15 protein-coding genes are annotated in these 19,114 nt (G+C 67.6%); 12 read left to right on the top strand and 3 right to left on the bottom strand.

The genetic code is table 11. The annotated features are described in order from the left end of the window. The first annotated feature begins 231 nt into the window (after positions 1 to 231). Complete coding sequence (locus ITX31_RS00440; protein WP_194781530.1) at positions 232 to 873, top strand: NADPH-dependent F420 reductase; 642 nt, start codon at positions 232 to 234, stop codon at positions 871 to 873. Positions 874 to 890: 17 nt separating this feature from the next. Further along, a complete protein-coding gene (locus ITX31_RS00435; protein WP_194781529.1) occupies positions 891 to 1,610 on the top strand; it encodes a DUF4386 family protein in 720 nt (239 codons plus the stop codon). Between the two features lie 20 nt (positions 1,611 to 1,630). On the opposite strand, the gene ITX31_RS00430 is transcribed toward ITX31_RS00435, so the two are convergent. Continuing rightward, entirely contained in the window at positions 1,631 to 2,077 is a 447-nt protein-coding gene (locus tag ITX31_RS00430; protein WP_194781528.1) for a universal stress protein, read from the bottom strand. Between the two features lie 249 nt (positions 2,078 to 2,326). On the opposite strand from ITX31_RS00430, the gene ITX31_RS00425 reads away from it, so the two are divergent. Beyond that, complete coding sequence (locus tag ITX31_RS00425; protein WP_194781527.1) at positions 2,327 to 4,927, top strand: cation-translocating P-type ATPase; 2,601 nt, start codon at positions 2,327 to 2,329, stop codon at positions 4,925 to 4,927. Here ITX31_RS00425 and ITX31_RS00420 read toward each other — a convergent pair. Both ITX31_RS00420 and ITX31_RS00415 read right to left on the bottom strand, forming a co-directional pair. Beyond that, positions 4,924 to 8,181, bottom strand: coding sequence for an HAD-IA family hydrolase (locus ITX31_RS00420; RefSeq protein WP_194781526.1), 3,258 nt, complete (start codon positions 8,179 to 8,181; stop codon positions 4,924 to 4,926). The two genes, ITX31_RS00425 and ITX31_RS00420, sit on opposite strands and share 4 nt — an antisense overlap. Next, complete coding sequence (locus tag ITX31_RS00415; RefSeq protein WP_194781525.1) at positions 8,168 to 9,208, bottom strand: zinc-dependent alcohol dehydrogenase family protein; 1,041 nt, start codon at positions 9,206 to 9,208, stop codon at positions 8,168 to 8,170. Before ITX31_RS00415 ends, ITX31_RS00420 begins: the two co-directional genes overlap by 14 nt. Positions 9,209 to 10,131: 923 nt before the next feature. Here ITX31_RS00415 and ITX31_RS00410 point away from each other — a divergent pair. The 9 genes from ITX31_RS00410 to ctaD all read left to right on the top strand — a co-directional run bounded on the left by ITX31_RS00410 (position 10,132) and on the right by ctaD (position 19,114). Next, positions 10,132 to 10,329: a hypothetical protein gene (locus ITX31_RS00410; RefSeq protein WP_194781524.1), complete on the top strand. Its 198-nt coding sequence runs from the start codon at positions 10,132 to 10,134 to the stop codon at positions 10,327 to 10,329. A 114-nt stretch (positions 10,330 to 10,443) separates the two neighbouring features. Beyond that, entirely contained in the window at positions 10,444 to 10,695 is a 252-nt protein-coding gene (locus ITX31_RS00405; protein ID WP_194781523.1) for a hypothetical protein, read from the top strand. Next, on the top strand, positions 10,692 to 10,895 hold the full coding sequence (locus tag ITX31_RS00400) for a hypothetical protein (RefSeq protein WP_194781522.1): 204 nt from the start codon (positions 10,692 to 10,694) through the stop codon (positions 10,893 to 10,895). Before ITX31_RS00405 ends, ITX31_RS00400 begins: the two co-directional genes overlap by 4 nt. 145 nt (positions 10,896 to 11,040) lie before the next feature. Further along, complete coding sequence (locus tag ITX31_RS00395) at positions 11,041 to 11,697, top strand: IclR family transcriptional regulator (RefSeq protein WP_194781521.1); 657 nt, start codon at positions 11,041 to 11,043, stop codon at positions 11,695 to 11,697. Between the two features lie 25 nt (positions 11,698 to 11,722). Next, entirely contained in the window at positions 11,723 to 13,393 is a 1,671-nt protein-coding gene (gene hutU, locus ITX31_RS00390) for a urocanate hydratase (RefSeq protein ID WP_194781520.1), read from the top strand. A gap of 25 nt (positions 13,394 to 13,418) precedes the next feature. Then, complete coding sequence (locus ITX31_RS00385; protein WP_194781519.1) at positions 13,419 to 14,618, top strand: allantoate amidohydrolase; 1,200 nt, start codon at positions 13,419 to 13,421, stop codon at positions 14,616 to 14,618. Next, positions 14,615 to 15,988, top strand: coding sequence for a formimidoylglutamate deiminase (locus ITX31_RS00380; protein ID WP_323745534.1), 1,374 nt, complete (start codon positions 14,615 to 14,617; stop codon positions 15,986 to 15,988). The genes ITX31_RS00385 and ITX31_RS00380 overlap by 4 nt, the downstream gene beginning before the upstream one ends. 41 nt (positions 15,989 to 16,029) lie before the next feature. Continuing rightward, positions 16,030 to 17,223, top strand: coding sequence for an amidohydrolase family protein (locus tag ITX31_RS00375; protein ID WP_194781700.1), 1,194 nt, complete (start codon positions 16,030 to 16,032; stop codon positions 17,221 to 17,223). A gap of 139 nt (positions 17,224 to 17,362) precedes the next feature. Beyond that, on the top strand, positions 17,363 to 19,114 hold the full coding sequence (gene ctaD / locus ITX31_RS00370) for a cytochrome c oxidase subunit I (RefSeq protein WP_194781518.1): 1,752 nt from the start codon (positions 17,363 to 17,365) through the stop codon (positions 19,112 to 19,114).

Raw genomic sequence — 19,114 nt, 5'->3', positions numbered from 1 at the left:
GTACGTTTCTGACGATGCCGGGTATAACCAAGCATGCTTACTTGTTGTTCCCTGGGCCGGAATCCCCGCACTGTCCCGGCGGAATCCAAGGTCTCAAAGGAACAGGCTTCGCCGCACCTGTTCCATCCCCGTACCCGCGGCTTTAACATCGACTTGCAGCACATCTCCCGTATCCAGTGAGGCCCCGGTTCAAGGCAGAACGGTTCAAGGCAGCGCAAGGAGGAGGACGCAATGACTCTCGTCGATATTGTTGGCAGCGGGCACATGGCCCGGGGACTGGCCACGCGGCTGCTGCAGGGGCGGACCGACGTCCGGATAACCGGCCGCAACCAGGACCAGGTGGCTGAACTCGTGGAATCGCTCGGGGCAGGGGCCTCAGCCGCTCCCGGAGGCGGACCGTTCACGGGAGAGGTCGTGATCCTGGCCGTGCCCTACGGTTCCGTAGCCGGGATCATCCGGGAACACGGCGACGCACTGGCCGGCAAGGTTGTGGTGGACATCAGCAACCCGGTCGATTTTGCCACCATGGACAGGCTTACGACGCCGGAGGGCACCTCGGCAGCCGAAGAAACTGCGGCGCTGCTGGAAGGCCGGGCGGACGTCGTCAAGGCATTCAACACCACCTTCGCCAAGACCCTTATTCAGGGAACCGTCGCAGACCTGCCCCTGGACGTCTTCGTGGCGGGAGATTCGGAAAGCGCGAAACTGCAGGTCACAGAGATTATTGCCCGCTCCGGCATGCGGCCTGTGGACACGGGTCCGCTGCGCTGGTCGCGCCAGCTTGAGTCCTTCATGCTCCTGGTGATGGCGCTGCAGGTCAACCCCGAGCACGAGCGCTTTGACTGGGACACGGCGCTGAAAATCCTGCCGTAGCGGGCCGGAGACGGGCCGTGACTCAAGCATCCCGGACGGAGCAGGATCTCTCCTGGCGGGGCATGATCAGGGTTGGTGCCGCCGGCGCCATGCTCGTCCTGCTGCTCATTCCGGCGCAGGCTGCGGTCTTCCTGCTTAATCCGCCGCCGGCTACGGCTGCGGAGTTCTTCCGGCTGTTCCAGGAGAATCCGTGGCTGGGACTGCTCAGCCTCGACCTGCTGCTGACCCTCGATTACCTCGCCCTGGTTCCCTTCTACCTGGCCCTGTATGCCGTCATCCGGGCGGCGAGCGGGGCATGGGCCCTGCTGGGCCTGATCCTGGGCCTGGGGAGCGTCCTGCTGTTCATCGTTTCCCGTGAGGCAACGTTCTCCATGTGGATGCTCAGCAGCCAGTTCGCGGATGCTGCCTCGGACCAGGAGCGGGGCCTGCTGCTAGCCGCAGGGACGGGCATGCTTACGCTCTATAACGGAGGAACCTTCGCCATCAGCTATCTGCTGGGCGCAGCCGGAACCCTGGTCTATTCAGTGACCATGCTCCGGCACCGGATCTACGGCAGGCTGCCCGCCGCCGTCGGCATCCTCACCGGCGCAACCATGCTGGTTCCAGCCAACGCCGGGTCCGCCGGGCTCATCCTGGCCATGCTGTCCCTCATCCCCACCGCGCTGTGGCTCATCCTGCTGATCCCGCAGCTGCTGGGCACCGCCCGGGACGCAGGCCGGTCACGGACCCGCGGGTAGGTCAGGGCCGGGCGAGGATGTCAGCGCCGGGCGGCGTCAGGAACATGGACCACCAGCACCGGGCAGGAGGCATGCGCCGAACAGTAGGAGGAAACCGAACCGAAAACCTGTCCGGCCATGGTGCTGTGGCCGCGGCGGCCCACCACCAGCATGTCAGCGCTGCGGCTGAGGTCGGTGAGGACGGACTTGGGATTTCCCTCCTCCGTCCGGGCGGACACGTTGCGGGGGACCTCCGTCCCGAAGGCCTTCGCGAGGGCATCATCCATCCGATGCGAGGCGGCATCGGCGAAATCCTCCGGCTTGATGGTCACGTAGCCGTCGTAAAGCTGGGGGTATTCCCAGCAGGTGACTGCCTGGATTTCCGCGCCAAACGGCTCAGCGAGCTGACGGGCCCGCTGCAGTGCCTCAACCGATGCCTCCGAGCCGTCTACGCCAACCAGGATTCGTTCCAGTGCAGCTGATTCCACTGTTTTCCCCTTCCGCCGTGGGTGCCTCGCAATCTACTCCCGCCGGCTTCCGCAGAGAAGTGCATCCGGCTCTTCGGGAGCGGAAGCTGGCCCGTTGAACCTTCCGGAACCGGCTACCGCCCGGTTCCGGGCAGACCGATACTGGAAACAGCCGGCGGCTGCGCCGGTACGCCGGACGCGTGGAAGTGGGAAAATGCCGGGAGCCACGACGCGCGCGGCCCGTGGCCTTCTGGCCGTCCGGGCGGCGCAATGAGCACGGGTTCCGGACTCAGCACGTCCGAGGCCACTGCTTTGCTGCGTGCGGAGGGCCCGAATGTCCTGCCGCAGGTGCATCCGGTTCCGCGCTGGCGGCGGTTCGCGGCGGAGTTCACGCATTTCTTTGCGCTGATGCTGTGGGCGGCGGCAGCCTTGTCCTTCATCGCCGGCATGCCGCAGCTCGGCGTCGCCGTCCTGGTGGTGATTGTGGTCAATGGTGTCTTCGCCTACGTGCAGGAGAGCAGGGCGGAGCGGGCCGCACTGCAGCTGCGGGAGCTGCTGCCCTCCAAGGTGAAGGTCCGACGGGACGGGGCAGTGCGGGAGACGGACGTCTCCGACCTGGTCCGCGGAGACTCCATCCTGCTCTTCGCCGGAAGCAGGATTCCCGCGGATGTGGTGTTCCTGAACGCTGAAGCCTGCAGCGTTGACGAATCAATGCTCTCCGGGGAGAGCGAACCCGTTGCGAAGCAGGAGCGGGACACTGGATTCGGCGGAACGTTCCTGGTCAACGGCACCGCGGAGTGCAGGGTCACCGCCACCGGTGCCCGGACGCGCCTTGCTGCCATTGCCACCCTGACCTCCGCGGCTCATCCTCCCTCGAGCCCGCTGAACAACGAACTGAGGCGGGTGGTCCGCCTGATCTCCGTCGTCGCACTGGTACTGGGCGGCCTCTTCTTCGTGGTGTCGCTGGTGACCGGCGTGTCCTGGCACACCGCGTTCCTGTTCGCCATCGGTGTGTCCGTGGCCATGGTCCCGGAAGGGCTGCTGCCCACCGTCACGCTTTCCCTGGCCATGGGCGCCCAGCAGATGGCCGGCCGCCGCGCCCTGGTCCGGCACCTTCAGGCGGTGGAGACCCTGGGCTCGACTACCTACATCTGCACTGACAAGACCGGGACGCTGACCCAGAACAGGATGAGCGCCGTCGAAGTCTGGACGCCGGCGGGCACCGTCACGGTCCGGGGGGTGGGGTACGAACCCGGCGGCGAGGCGGAAGGCAGCACGGCAGCGAAACAGCAGGCACAGGTGCTTGCCGCCGCGGCGAGGGCGGCGTCGGAGGGCGGGATCAGGCTGAGGGACGGCATCTGGACTGCCGACGGCGACCCTATGGACGCGGCGCTTGACGCACTCGCCCGCCGGCTGGGGCTGGAAGACACCCCCGGAGAAGCCATTGGATACCGGTGGACGTTCGACCCGGTTCGGAAAAGGGTGTCCGCCGTGACAGGAACGGAACTCTCCGTCAAGGGAGCGCCGGAGGGAATCCTGCCGCTGTGCACTGCTGCTTCGGATGAGGAGGCGTGCACACGGGCACTGGAGGGGATGGCCCGCAGAGGCCTGCGGGTCCTCGCCGTTGCACGCGGGACGCTGTCACCGCCTTTCGGAGGCCGGTGGCCCGCGGACCCGGCAGCGGTTGAACGCGAACTGGAGCTGATTGGACTGGTGGGGCTGCACGATCCGCCCCGTGCGTCCGTGGCCGATGCCCTCCGCAAGGCGCGCACCGCCGGCATCCGGGTGGCGATGCTTACGGGCGACCATCCGGCCACCGCCGAGGCCATCGCAGAGGAAACCGGACTGCTCGGCCCTGACCGGATGGTCCTGGAGGGGGACGGGCTGCCGGAAGACGACCAGGTGCTGGGTGCCCTGCTGGACCGGGACGGAGTGGTGGTCAGCAGGGTTTCCCCGGAACAAAAGCTGCGGGTTGCCAGGGCCCTGCAGCGGCGCGGCCACGTGCTCGCCATGACCGGGGACGGAGTTAACGACGGCCCGGCCCTGCAGGAGGCAGACATTGGGGTGGCCATGGGCGCGGGCGGGACTGACGTGGCCAGGGAGGCTGCGGACCTGGTACTGCTGGATGACGACTTCGCCACGATCATTGCCGCCGTGGAGCAGGGCAGGGCGACGTACGCCAACATCCGGCGCTTCCTCACCTACCACCTCACGGATAATGTTGCGGAGCTGACGCCCTTCGTCGTCTGGGCGCTCTCCGGCGGCAGCTTTCCCCTGGCACTGGGCGTCCTGCAGATCCTTTGCCTGGACATCGGGACAGATCTGCTGCCCGCGCTGGCCCTGGGCAGCGAGCGTCCCGGCCGGCGGGTCCTGGCGCGTCCGCCGGACCGCCGTCATTTGCTGGACCGTGCGCTGATGGTCCGGGTGTTTGCGGTGCTGGGACCGGTCGAGGCGGTGGGGGAAATGACCGCCTTTACCCTGACGATGTGGCTGGCCGGGTGGCGTCCGGGTGATGCCCCGCCGGATGCCGCCGTCCTTGCCGCCGCCTCGGGTGCGGCCTTCACCACCGTGGTGCTGGCACAGCTGGCAAACGCCTTCATCTGCCGGAGCGAATCCGTGCCCCCGTGGGTACTTGGCTGGCTGTCGAACCGGCTGCTGCTCTGGGCGGTCGCCACGGAACTGGCCGCGCTGGCGGGGTTCCTCTTCATTCCTCCGGTGGCGGAAGCCCTGGGGCAGGCGCCGCCCGTGGCCGCCGGCATGCTGGTTGCTGTGCTCACGATGCCGGCGCTGTTCTTCACCGATTACGTGCAGAAACGGATCAAGTATCCGCACGCTGTCCGGGAGCGGTCCCGGACGCATCCCGGATCCTAGCCGTGCCCGTGCCCGGACCGCGGCCCGAAAGCGATCTCGGCGGTTTCTCCCGGCGCGAGCACCCAGTGCTGCTCACCGACCCGGATCCGGACCGGAGGCGCCTGGCCGGAGGCCGCTGCCACTTTCAGAACTGAATGCTCCAACGCAATGTCCAGAAGCACGCCGCGGTAGCGGATGCGGAAGGACACCTGCCGCAGGCCGGCCGGCAGCCGGGGAGCGAACACCAGGTTTCCGGCGTCCAGCCGCAGGCCCGCGAAGCTGCGCTGCACCACGTCGATGGTTCCGGCCATGGCGCCAAGATGCACGCCGGTGCGGGTGGTGCCGCCCTGGGTATCGTCAAGGTCCGCGTCCAGTGCCTCCCTGAACGTAGCCCAGGCGCGCTCGGGGTCCGACGCCGCGAGGACGGAGGACAGGGTAACCCTGCTCAGCGTCGATCCGTGCACAGTCCGGGCGAGGTAGTACTCCACCATGGTCCGGATCTGTGCCTCAGAGATCCGGTAGCCCATCCGGCGCAGGCGCTCCCTGAGCTGGTCCTCCCCGAAAACGTAGAGGAGCATCAATACATCCGCCTGCTTGGAAAGTTTGTAGTTGTTGGTGCTGTCGCCTTCTGAACCAAGGATCAGGTCGAGCCGTTCGATGTTTCCGTACCGGCGTCTGTAGCCGTCCAGATCCGGTTCCTGCAGGTGCCCGTAGCCTTCGAACTGGCTGATGATTCCGTCGTGGAACGGGACGTACAGGTTGCGTTCCAGCAGCCTCCAGCGCTCGAGTTCTTCCGGGGTGATCCCCAGCCGGCGGCGCACCTCCACGGCGTCCCGTCCGTGCAGGGCGGCAAGGACCCGTGCCGGCCGGGCACAGGCCCAGGACGCCATGACGTTCGTGTACGCGTTGTCATCAATGCCCGGCGCAGTCCCTCCGGGGTAGCGGTCATGGTATTCGTCCGGTCCAACCACCCCCTCGATATGGAAGCGCCCGTCCCCGCCCGGGGAGGCCAGGGAGGAGACGAGCCGTGCGACCTCAACGATGACCTCGGCGCCGTGGTCAATCAGCCACTCATGGTCCGCCGTCGCCAGGTAGTACTGCCAGCAGTTGAAGGCGACCGCGAGGCTGCCGTGGCGCTGGAGCCGGGAGTTGTCCCGCGTCCATTCCCGAGAGAACGGGTTGTAAAGCCAGTGCGGGGTCTCTTCCGTGCCGTCGCTGCCGCTGCGCCACGGGAACAGCGCACCGGCCAGGCCGTCGGCGCGGGCAGCGTCCCGGGCGGCGTCCAGCCTGCGCCAGCGGTAGTCCAGGACGGCCCGCGTGACCGCGGGCATACGGGAGGTCACCAGCGGCAGCACGAACAGGTCGTCCCAAAAAATGTGTCCCCGGTAGCCCTCGCCGTGGAGTCCGCGTGCCGGGACGCCGGCGTCGAGCTCAGCGGTATGCGGGCTGAGGACCTGCAGCAGGTGGAACACATGCAGGTTGAGCACCAGCTGGGTTTCGCCGTCGGCATGCAGGTTGAAGCTGAACAGGTGCAGCAGCCTTTTCCATGCCGCTTCATGTGCCGCCAGCGCGGCAGCGAAGTCCTGCGGGGCCCGCGCCAGTACTGCGGCCGCTCCGTCCGCAGCGGAGGAACAGGCGCGGTCATGCGAACTGACGATGGCCGCAGACTTGGTAACCACCATGGATTTGCCGGCTGCAAGCAGCGCCTCATGCATTCCGAACCACGGGCCTTGATGTGCCGGCAGGGAGGGAGAGACCGGAAGCGGCCGGCTGCGCACATCCAGCGATGGCGGACCGCAGGAGATCCTGACTGCGGTGGCCACCCGGATTTGGCTTTGACGGGTCTGCACTTCTGTCCGTTCCAGATTGTCCGCGGAGCGGGCCGACAGGACATGCAGGTGCCCGCCGCCCAACGCGGCGTCCTCCGGTATGTTGGCGTTGCGGATCCAGGCATCGATTCCGGTCCGCACAGCGACGGGTCCGTCCCAGCCGCGCGGGGTCAGGGTGGTTTCGAGCATGGCCAGGGCCGGATGGGACATTGAGACGAAGCGCCGCTGCAGTACATCCAGCTCCCTGCCTTCGCCGTCCCGGAGCCTGACCCGGCGTACCAGCAGCGCGCGCCTCAGATCCAGCTCCCGGTGTTCGTGCAGCAGGACCAGCCCGTTTTCGGACCACCAGCCCCCGGTGCCGAACCGGAGATCCAGCGGCAGCCAGTTCGGCAGGTTCACCATGTGCTCGCCCTGGTCCTGTTCTCCGTGAATGCTTTGCAGCTGCCGGTTGTACGTCCCGGCCAGATACGTTCCGGGATAGTGGATGGCATCCGCGCGGCGCTCCGGAGCTGCGCCCCGCGTGGCCATGCGCCCGTTGCCGAGGGTAGTCAGTGCCTCGCGGTGTCCTTCGTGCCAGGGGTTGAACCCCTGGTAGGCCAGATGCCACGGGTGGGTGGTAACCAGGCCGATGTCCAGTTCACCGACGTCGTTCAGGACCAGCCGGGCCCCGGCTTCCTCCAGGTCGCCGCGCTGACCGGTCCGGTCGATCCCCACCACGAGTCCGAAACCGCCCCTGCTGGCCGCCCGGACTCCCGCGACGGCGTCCTCGATGACCACCGTCCGGGTAGGAGGGATGCCGAGCCGGCGTGCGGCTTCCAGGAACATCGCCGGGTCCGGTTTTCCGGGAAGGTGCTGGCGCAGTGCCGCGAGGCCATCGACCACCGTGTCAAAGGCACCGTCCAGGCCTGCAGCGGCCAGGATCTCCGGGGTGTTGCGGCTGGAGCTGACCAGTCCGGTGGGCACCCGGCTGACTCGAAGCTGTTCCAGCAGGGCGAGCGTTCCCGGGTATGTCCGGACACGGCTGCTGCGCACTTCCTCAAGGAAGATCCGGTTCTTCAAGGCACCCAGCCCGTACACGGTCCAGGTTCCCGGCGGATCCTCAGGAGTGCCGCGCGGCAGCTCCGCTCCGCGGGACGCAAGGAATGCCTGCACTCCCTGTTCACGGGTGCGGCCGTCGATGAGCTCGAAGTAGTCGCTGTCACGGAAGGGAGCTGCCGCGGTTCCCTGCGGAAAGCGCGGATCATTCAGGACCTGGTTGAACATTTCCCGCCACGCGCCGCGGTGCAGCGACGCGGTGTCGGTGACTACGCCGTCCAGATCAAAAATGACCGCGGCGTAAGGTGAAACGGCTGCCGCCAGCGACGGCGACCCAACAGGGCCCGCCCGGCCCGGGACGAAACGGTCCCCTGCACGGCCCGCTGCGGCAGGTTCCTCAGCCGGCGGCATTGGTTTCGCTGACCGCCGGGCGCCGGAGCACGGCCGCTCCGGTGACACGGTCCGCCGCCAGGTCCGCGAGCGCGCGGTCCGCCTGGAAGAAGGGGTAAGGGATGACCGTAGGGCGCAGCGGGATGCCGGCCGCGGCGTACAGGAATTCCTGTCCGTCCCGCCGGGTATTGGCGGTGACGCTGCGCAGCTGCCGTTCCTGGAAGAGATCTGCCGCGTAGTCCAGGGAGGGGATCGGGCTGAGATAGATGCCGGCCACGGCGAGCGTCCCGCCGCGGTCCAGGGCGCGCAGGGCTGCAGGTACCAGCGAGCCGGCAGGCGCGAAGAGGATGGCTGAATCCAGTGCTTCCGGAGGAGCGTCCGCGGCCCCGCCCACGAACACGGCCCCCAGTTCGCGGGCCAGGCGGCGGGCTTCCTCCGAACGGGTCATGACGTACACCTCGTGGCCCTCCGCACGGGCCACCTGGGCGGCGAGGTGTGCGGACGCGCCGAAACCGTAGATGCCCAGTTTTCCAGCGGGGCGCAGGGCCGCGCGGCGCAGGGCCCGGTAGCCGATGATGCCTGCGCACAGCAGCGGTGCCGCCTCCTCATCGGAAAAGACAGCGGGTATGGGATAGGCAAAGGCCTCCGGGACCGTGGCAAGCTCAGCGAACCCGCCGTCGTCATCCCAGCCCGTGAACCGTGGAGCCAAGCAGAGGTTTTCATCGCCCCGGACGCAGAACCGGCAGGTGCCGCAGGTGGAGCGGAGCCAGGCAGCGCCCACCCGGTCGCCCACTGCGAACCGTCCGGCTCCCGGTCCCTTGCCGATCACACGGCCAACGATTTCGTGCCCGGGCACCACGCCCGGGCGTTTCGGCGGCAGGTCACCTTCGGCCAGGTGCAGGTCGGTCCGGCATACGCCGCAGACGCTGACGCGCAGAAGCAGCTCTCCCGGCCCGGGCACGGGGTCCGGCTTTTCCCCGTAAACGAGGGGATGGCCGGCGTGCGGGCCAGTCAGTGGTGCAGGATTTTCAATCCACCATGCGCGCATGATCCTCCGATCCCGGTCATCTGCATGACGTGGAAGGATGCGGGCCGGCAGCGGCCCGCCCAGCCGGATGCGACTCCAAGTCTAGGGGCGCGCCTCCCGCCGGGCGAGAGCCGGCGCAGAATGCAGGTATCGGCCCTGCAGACAGCGCGGGGTGTTCCTGTGGAATTCCGGCCAACTGCGCTGCGGCTGAGGCTGCGCCGGGGAACAGCAGACCGCCGGGGGTCTGCCCGGCTGAAACCTTCGGGGAGATACGGCTGTTATGGGCGTTCCCGCTGAAACCTTCGGGAGTACGCGTTGCTTTGAATGCACCTATGCGACCGTAAATCACCGAGGATTCGAGCACATGACGCCTAAACGACGTTACGTCACCGAGGGTTCAGGGACAGGCGAGGCAAACTGCAATCCGAAAACCTCCCGCGTTCCACAGCCTCCGAAGAAGGCCGCTCGGTTTCCCAGCCATTGTTGCTGCCGGGCCCTATCGTGCCCCTACCCGTACCCGAGGTAACAACGGTTGGGAATCCGTGCGCTTCTGAAGAGCAGGGCCCGCGCTGAGGAGCCAAAACAGCTGGATTTCAAGTAGGCGAGGGCCGGAAGCAGGTACTTGCAACCGCAGATTGCCAGCCGAATGTGGGTTAGATTCTGCCCACCGGAGCAACCGTTCCGGCACAGTCTCGTGCACGAGGAAATCGATGATGGAAGCAACGGCTCCAAGCCGCTACGCCTGCGCTGGTCTCGCCGGAACGGCGGTGGCAGCGGCAAAGCACAAAAACGCAAGACCGATTGTCTCTGCGAGTCTCGTTGCGGCAATTGCTGCTCGCATTCCATGTGCCGGACGGATCGCCGCTGCTCGGCGTTCCCGGAACCTTGTTGCTCGTCTATGTGGTCAGGCTCGTTATTCGCAGAAACGCGGAAGCGAGGGATAAGTGAGGCCGTTTGACGAACGCGGCGTCCGTACTGGCGGCCGGGTAATGAGCTGGCGGCGGTTCTGGATAATCACGGCCGTCTGCGTGGCCTTGGTGGTGCTGGCGATCATTCTCCTGCTCGACGGCGATGACATCAACGACCCGGAATTCATGTGCAGGTTCGGAATGGACAGGCGGTCGGTCTGTGATCAGTCGTGACCAATGGGGCCATCCCGCAGCCAACCGTGAGCGAACCGCCAGCGAACCCATGCGATACCGCAATCAAACACCAACGAGACCATCCCGCAGGCAGCGACCAAGAAGGAGTGATTCGTGGACATATCCTGGCCCGGACTGATCATCGGAGCCCTGATGACGGCCGCCTGCATCTTCGCTTTTCGGAAGCGGGATGCCATCAGCAGCTTCGCCAGCTCTCAGCCCGAACTCTTTTTGGGGGACAAGATGGCGAAGAAGGCGGACACCGGCCCGGAGCGGATGAAGGCAGCCCTCCTGCTGCCGATCCCGGGTGGCATCGCACTCGGGTCTGCGATGATCATTCTGTCCCTGGCCGCGGTGATGGCATGAGTGGGGGATCCGACCCGCTTGTTCCCGTTTTAGTTGCGCTGGTGCTGATTGGACTGGGCTTCGGCGCACTCGGGCTCATCCAGACTTTCGTGCGTAAGAGTGATCCGCCCACCCGCGCTCAGCAGGGACGGATGGGGGCGGCAGGATCCGGTTTCATGATCGCGGCCGGGGTGGTCCTTTATTTCATGGTCAAAAGCTAGGGACGCCCTGCACGCCCCGGACGAAACAGCAGTTGGCCCGCTCTCCAGGTGGAGCACGGGCCGGCTGTGTCTGGCCACCTAGTGAAATTGCTGTTTTACTAGGTGGCAATATCGAACGCAGCGAACCCGCGAGGAAAGCAGCAGCATGGCCCAGGCGGCAAAGACGGACAGCACCACCCGGACGGTTGAGCGTGCACTGTCCCTGCTCAGCGTCGTGTGCCGCCAGGGCGCCGTCACACAGTCCGAAGCAGCCAAGGCAACGGGCCTCTCCACCAGCACGGCGCTGCGGCTGCTGCGCACCCTGGAAGGGACCGACTTCCTGCGGCGGGAGGAGAACGGGACCTACCGCCCCGGTCCGGCGGTCGTGCAGCTCGGCGTCCTCGCCCTCAGCTCGGAATCCCTGATCTCCACCTACCGCGAGGCCATGGACCGCATCGTGGAGCAAACCGGCGAATCCACCTACCTCAGCATCCCGGCGGCCGGCGGGCACGGCCTGTACATCGCGATCGCGGAAGGCACGCAGTCCGTCCGGCACGCCAACTGGGTGGGCCGGCGCTTCGACCTCGAGACCAGCGCCGCCGGCAGGGCGATGCGCGGAGAGGTGAACGGGACCGGATGCGCAGTGGTGAGCGACGGCGTCGAACCGGACATCACCGCCGTCGCCGTCCCGCTGACTGCCGGCGGAAAATCCGTGGCCGCGATGAGCGTGGTGGTGCCCAGCTACCGGATCACGTCCGAGCGGCTGGCGGAGATCTGCCGCGTCCTCACGGCAGAAACCAGCGCAGTCCAAACCCACGGCTAACCGGCAACGACGACGGAGACCCCTCATGACCGAAACCCACCGCACCATCCGTTCACCCCGCGGCAACGAGCTGACCGCGAAAAGCTGGCAGACCGAAGCCCCGCTGCGGATGCTGATGAACAACCTGGACCCGGAGGTCGCCGAGCGCCCCGAAGACCTGGTGGTCTACGGCGGCACCGGCAAAGCCGCCCGGAACTGGGAATCCTTCGACGCAATTGTCCGCACCCTGAAAACACTCGACGACGACGAGACGCTTCTGGTCCAGTCCGGCAAGCCCGTGGGCGTGTTCCGCACCAACGAGTGGGCGCCGCGGGTGCTGCTCGCCAACTCCAACCTGGTGGGGGACTGGTCCACGTGGCCCGAGTTCCGCCGCCTGGAAGCCGAAGGCCTGACCATGTACGGGCAAATGACGGCCGGTTCCTGGATCTACATCGGCACGCAGGGCATCCTGCAGGGCACCTATGAGACCTTCGCGGCCATCGCCAACAAGCGGTTTGGCGGTACCCTGGCCGGCACCGCCACCCTCACAGGAGGCTGCGGAGGCATGGGCGGCGCCCAGCCGCTTGCGGTGACGCTTAACGGAGGTGCTGTGCTGATTGTCGACGTCGACGAGTCCCGGCTGCGGCGCCGCGCCGGGAAACGCTACCTGGACGACGTCGAAACGGACCTCGACGCCGCCCTCACCAAGGTGACGGCGGCCAAGGCAGAGGGGCGGGCACTGTCCGTGGGCCTGGTGGGCAACGCTGCGGAAGTCTTCCCTGAACTGCTCCGCCGCCAAAAAACCGGACAGGGCGCGGACTTCGACATCGTCACCGACCAGACCTCCGCCCACGACCCCCTCAGTTACCTGCCCGAAGGAATTGCGGTCGGGGACTGGCACCGCGAGGCCGAGGCCGACCCGGAAGGGTTCACCAAGAAGGCCCAGGCTTCCATGGCCCGGCAGGTGGAGGCGATGGTCGGCTTCCAGGACACCGGGGCAGAGGTGTTCGACTACGGCAACTCGATCCGCGACGAAGCACGCTCCGGCGGCTATGGCCGGGCTTTCGACTTTCCCGGGTTTGTCCCGGCCTACATCCGGCCGCTGTTCTGCGAGGGCATGGGCCCGTTCCGCTGGGTGGCTCTCTCCGGGGACCCCGCGGACATTGCCGTCACCGACGCTGCGCTGAAGGAACTCTTCCCGGACAAGGAACACCTGCACCGCTGGCTCGACGCCGCCGCGGAGCACGTTGAGTTCGAAGGCCTGCCCGCCCGGATCTGCTGGCTCGGCTACGGAGAACGCGCGCAAGCCGGACTGCTGTTCAACCGCCTCGTCGCCGAGGGGAAGGTGTCCGCGCCGATCGTCATTGGACGTGACCACCTGGACTCCGGGTCGGTGGCCTCCCCGTACCGGGAAACCGAGGGCATGCGGGACGGCTCTGACGCGATCGCCGACTGGCCGCTGCTCAACGCCCTGCTCAACACGTCCTCCGGCGCCACTTGGGTTTCCATCCACCACGGCGGCGGCGTGGGAATTGGCCGCTCTCTTCACGCCGGCCAGGTTTCAGTGGCGGACGGCACCGACCTGGCCGCCCGCAAGCTTGAACGCCTGCTCACCAATGATCCCGGCACGGGCGTCATGCGCCATGTCGACGCCGGCTACGATGAAGCCGCGCAGGTCGCCGAAGAGCGCGGCGTCCGCATCCCCATGGCCGAATAGGCACCACCCCGAGGAACATCCGGCAATGAGCACAGTCACCTCCCTTCTTGAAGCGATCTCCGGCATCGGCCGCGATCCGGTCCGCGGCGGCTACAGCCGCCCCGTGTTCTCAACCGCCGAGACGGACCTGCGCGCCTGGTTCACCGCCGAGGCACAGGCCCGCGGACTCGACGTCGAGACCGACCGTAACGGCATTCTCTGGGCCTGGTGGGGCGAACCGCAGAAAGGCGCGCTGGTCACCGGCAGCCATCTGGACTCGGTGCCCGGCGGCGGTGCCTTCGACGGACCGCTCGGCATCGCCGCGGCCCTTGCCGCCGTCGACGTCCTGAAGGAACGCGGCGTGCAGCGCAACCGGTCCCTGGCCATCACCGTCTTCCCCGAGGAAGAAGGGTCCCGCTTCGGCGTCGCCTGCCTTGGCTCGCGGCTGCTGACCGGAGCCATCGATCCGGACAAGGCACGGAACCTGCGCGACGTCGGCGGCACCACCTTCGCCGACGCCGCCCGGGCCGCAGGGCTGGACCCTGACCACCTTGGCCGGGACGAGGAAGCGCTCGCCCGAATCGGCGACTTCGTGGAACTGCACGTGGAACAGGGCCGCGGGCTCGGCGAGGACGGCCCCGCCGTCGCCGTCGGCAGTTCGATCCTGGGCCACGGCCGCTGGAAGCTGACCGTGCACGGGCAGGGCAACCACGCCGGTACCACGCTGATGGAGGACCGGGCGGACCCCATGGTGGCCGCAGCGCAGATCATCACCGCCGTGCAGCAGGCCGCCGCAGCCCAGCCCGGTGCCCGTGCCACAGTGGGCCGGATCCACGCTGTTCCGGGCGGCACCAATGTCATCGCGTCGCGGGTGGAGCTGTGGCTCGACGTCCGGCATGAGGAGGACGCCGTCACCGCCGCACTGGTGGAAACCATCCACGGCAAGGCACAGAAGTCCGCCGCTTTCGAAGGCTGCTCCGTGATCCTGGCACAGGAATCCTTCAGCCCCACCACCGGCTTCGATCCGGGACTGCAGCGCCAGCTCCAGCTCGCCCTGCCGCAGGCTCCGGTGCTGGCCACCGGTGCCGGGCACGATGCCGGCATCCTGGCCGGACACGTGCCGGCGGGCATGGTGTTCGTCCGCAATCCCAGCGGCATCTCGCACTCCCCGGAGGAATACGTGGAAGACGCCGACGCCGACTACTCCTCCACGGCGCTCGCCGACGTCCTGGAGGGCCTGCTGTGAGAACAGGAGTGTGGTGTGAACGGGCTCTGCGAAACGGTCAGCTTGAAACCGGCGTCCGGCTGAGCGTGGACTCCGAGGGCATCGTTGCTGCCGTTGAAACCGGCACCCGGCCCCGCCCGGAGGACCTGGTGCTCAACGGCGTCGTCTTCCCCGCGGCGTCCAACGCCCACTCCCATGCCTTCCACCGGGTGCTGCGTGGACGCACCCACACCGGCGGGGCGGACAGTTTCTGGTCCTGGCGCCAGGGCATGTACCAGGCCGCGGCTGCCCTCGCCCCGGAGCTGTACGAAGAACTGGCCACCCCGGTCTACGCCGAGATGGTCGCGGCGGGTTACACCTCCGTCGCCGAGTTCCACTACGTGCACCACCGTCCGGACGGCTCGCCGTATCCGGGGCACGCCATGGAACTGGCCCTGGCCCGTGCCGCCTCGGCCGCCGGAATCCGGCTCACCCTGCTGGACACCTGCTACCTCGCCGGCGGATTCAACCAGCCGCCGGGCCAGGACCAGCTCCGCTTCAGTGATGGTTCCGCCGGCGCATGGCTGGACCGGCTCAAGGACCTGCGGCACACCGTCGAGGCGGAATTCGACCCGGCGTCCATATCAGTCGGGGCCGCGCTGCACTCCGTGCGGGCCGTGCCCGAGGACGCGCTGCAGGCCATCGCGTCCGGACTGGACCCCGACCTGCCCCTGCACATCCACGTCTCCGAGCAGCCCGCCGAAAACCGCGACTGCCTCGCGGCCACCGGATTCACGCCCGTCCAGCTGCTCCACCGGCATGGGCTGCTCGGCCCCCGGACGGCCGCCGTGCACGCCACCCACCTGACCGCGGAGGACATCGCGCTGCTCGGCAGCACCGGAGCAGCGGTGGTGATGTGTCCCAGCACCGAGGCGGACCTCGCCGACGGCATCGGCCCGGCGGCGGCGTTAGCGGATGCCGGCGCCCGGATCGCGCTCGGCTCGGACCAGCACGCGGTCATTGATCCGTGGCTGGAAATGCGCGGGCTGGAACACGGTGAACGCCTGGCCTCCGGTGTACGCGGACGGTTCACTCCCACCGACCTGCACCGGGCAGCCTCCGACGCCGGTGCTGCCGCTCAGGGGCGCCGGGCCCCCGGCTTCGCACCCGGCAGGTCCTGCGACCTGATGGCCGTTGACCCGCGAACTGCCCGCACCGCGGGAGCCGACCCGGCCCAGCTGGCACTGGCCGCTACCGCGCAGGACGTCACCGCCGTCGTCGTCGGGGGCGTCCTGACCGCCGAACGCGGCAGGCACCTGCGCCTCGGCGATCCCGGGCCGCTGCTGGCGGCTGCTGCCGCTCATCTCGACGCGGTCCGGGTTGGGGCACCAGCACGCGGGGGCCGGCCGTGACCGGATCCGTGCTGATCACCAACATTGGTGAGCTCTCCACCATGGACCCCGCGCGCGGCTCGGAGTCCGTGCTGCGGCAGGCCGCCGTCGTGTTCGAAGGTGAGCGCATTGCCTGGCTGGGCCCGGCTGCCCAGGCTCCTGCGGCGGATGAAGCGCACGACGCCGGCGGGCGGGCAGCGCTGCCCGGCTGGGTGGACTCACACACCCACCTGGTCTTTGCCGGTGACCGCAGTGCCGAATTCGCAGCGCGCCTGGCCGGGGAGGAATACAGTGCCGGCGGCATTGCCGTGACCATGGATGCCACCCGGGCGGCCGGGGACTACGACCTCACCCGGCTGCTGCTGGCCCGCCGGGCCGAGGCGGCCGCCGGGGGGACCACCTGGCTCGAAACCAAAACCGGATACGGACTGGACGTGGAGCAGGAAACCCGCAGTGCCCGGATCGCGTCCAGCGTGGTCGATGACGTGACCTTCCTGGGCGCGCACCTGGTGCCGGACGGCCTGGATGCCGAGGAGTACACGGACCTCGTCTGCGGCCCGATGCTCGCGTCCGTGCGCCCCTACGTGCAGTGGGCGGACGTGTTCTGCGAGCGCGGGGCCTTCACCGAGGAGCAGTCCCGCCGGGTCCTCACCGCCTGCCGGGACGCCGGACTCGGACTGCGGGTGCACGGCAACCAGCTGGGCCCGGGCGCGGGAGTGCGGCTGGCCGTGGAATTCAGTGCCGCCAGCGTGGACCACGTGAACTATCTTTCGCCGGCCGATGTCGCAGCGCTCGCAGGCAGCTGGGCGAAGTGGAACGCCGGAACCGGAACGCCGGGTACCGTGGCCACCTGCCTGCCGGCCTGTGACCTGTCCACCCGGCAGCCGCTCGCTCCGGCCCGGGAACTGCTGGACGCCGGCGTCGAAATCGCGCTGGCTTCGAACTGCAACCCCGGCACCTCCTACACCAGCTCCATGGCCTTCTGCGTCACCACAGCCGTGCTGCAGATGGGACTCAGCGTTCCCGAGGCCGTACGCGCGGGGACCTACGGCGGGGCCCTGGCGCTGCGCAGGCACACAGGGAACGACGTCGACGGGCAGCGGGCGGTCGGCTCGCTCGCCGTCGGGCACCGGGCGGATCTCCACCTGCTCAACGCGCCGTCCGCCGCTTACCTTGCCTACCGCCCGGGCATGGCGCTGACCGGCGCCGTCTGGCGGGCCGGGGAGCGGATTCCGGGAGTCCGGGCGGGCGGCTAACCCGGAGGCGGACGCCGCAAAACCCTTCGCTGCCTATGGACCTGCCCCGGAGCGGGTCCTACGATACAAGGCACACTGGCCTGCGAAAGGCGGAGCCCGTGTACGGACTGAACCTCCTGCGGACCCCTAGGCGGCGCGAATGTCTACGTTGAAGTATTCGGCAGATGAAGGAACAACCGTGCCGCCGCGGGTGGTGCCCGTTTCCCGCGGCCGCATCGTCGTCGACTGGCTGACCACCACCGACCACAAGAAGATCGGCTACCTGTACCTGATCACGTCCTTCATTTTCTTCTGCCTGGCCGGGGTCATGGCACTGATTATCCGTGCCGAGCTCTTCCAGCCCGGACTTGAGATTGTCTCGTCGCGGGAGCAGTACAACCAGCTCTTCACCATGCACGGAACGCTGATGCTGCTGATGTTCGCCACCCCGCTCTTCGCCGGCTTCGCGAACGTGATGATGCCGCTGCAGATCGGGGCGCCGGACGTGGCGTTCCCGCGCCTGAACGCCCTGGCCTACTGGTTCTTCCTCTTCGGATCCCTGATAGCGATCTCAGGGTTCCTGACCCCGCAGGGCGCGGCTTCCTTTGGCTGGACAGCTTACGCGCCCCTGTCCAACACCACGTTCTCGCCCGGCATAGGCGGGGACCTGTGGGTGTTCGGCCTCGCATTGTCCGGCTTCGGAACCATCCTCGGGTCGGTCAACTTCGTCACCACGATCATCTGCATGCGCGCCCCCGGCATGACCATGTGGCGGATGCCCATCTTCACCTGGAACACGCTGGTTACCGCCATCCTGGTGCTGATGGCCTTTCCTCCGCTGGCCGCCGCGCTTTTCGCCCTCGGAGCGGACCGCAGGTTCGACGCGCACATCTTCGATCCGGAGAACGGCGGGGCGATCCTCTGGCAGCACCTGTTCTGGTTCTTCGGCCATCCGGAGGTCTACATCATCGCGCTGCCGTTCTTCGGCATCATTTCCGAAATCCTGCCGGTGTTCAGCCGCAAACCGATCTTCGGCTACAAGGGCCTGATCTTTGCGACCATCGCGATCGCCGGCTTGTCGATGACCGTCTGGGCGCACCACATGTACGTCACCGGGCAGGTGTTCCTGCCCTTCTTCGCGATCATGACCATGCTCATCGCCGTGCCCACCGGCGTTAAGTTCTTCAACTGGATCGGCACCATGTGGCGCGGTTCAATTACCTTCGAGACGCCCATGATGTGGGCCCTCGGATTCCTCATCACGTTCCTGTTCGGCGGGCTGACCGGCATCATCCTCTCGGCTCCGCCGCTGGATTTCCATGTGTCGGACACCTACTTTGTGGTGGCGCACTTCCACTATGTGGTCTTCGGCACGGTGGTGTTCGCGATGTTCGGCGGGTTCTACTTCTGGTGGCCCAAGTGGACCGGCAAGATGCTCAACGAGCGCCTCGGCAAGATCCACTTCTGGCTGCTGTTCCTCGGCTTCCACCTGACCTTCATGATCCAGCACTGGCTCGGTGTGATGGGCATGCCGCGGCGCTACGCGGACTACCTGGTGGAGGACAATTTCACCGGGATGAACCAGCTTTCCACCATCGGTTCCCTGATTCTTGGGTTCTCCCTGATCCCATTCTTCTGGAACGTCTATGTGACCTGGCGGCGCGGAAAGAAAGTGGAGGTGGATGATCCGTGGGGCTTCGGCTGCTCCCTGGAATGGGCCACCTCCTGCCCGCCGCCGCGCCACAACTTCACCTCCCTGCCCCGGATCCGTTCCGAACGGCCGGCACTGGACCTGCACCATCCCGAGCTCAAGCCGCGGGCCAACGAGAAGACGGACAACCCCGTGGCGAGCGTGCTCGGTGCTGCGGACATGGGATCCGAGGATCCAAAGAACCCGGACCCCCGGCAGTAG

Source organism: Arthrobacter gandavensis, assembly GCF_015355785.1.
GTDB classification, from domain to species: Bacteria; Actinomycetota; Actinomycetes; order Actinomycetales; family Micrococcaceae; genus Arthrobacter_B; species Arthrobacter_B gandavensis_A.
The sequence above is the reverse complement of the archived record's forward strand: the minus strand, read 5'-3'. Positions and strand labels throughout refer to the sequence as shown.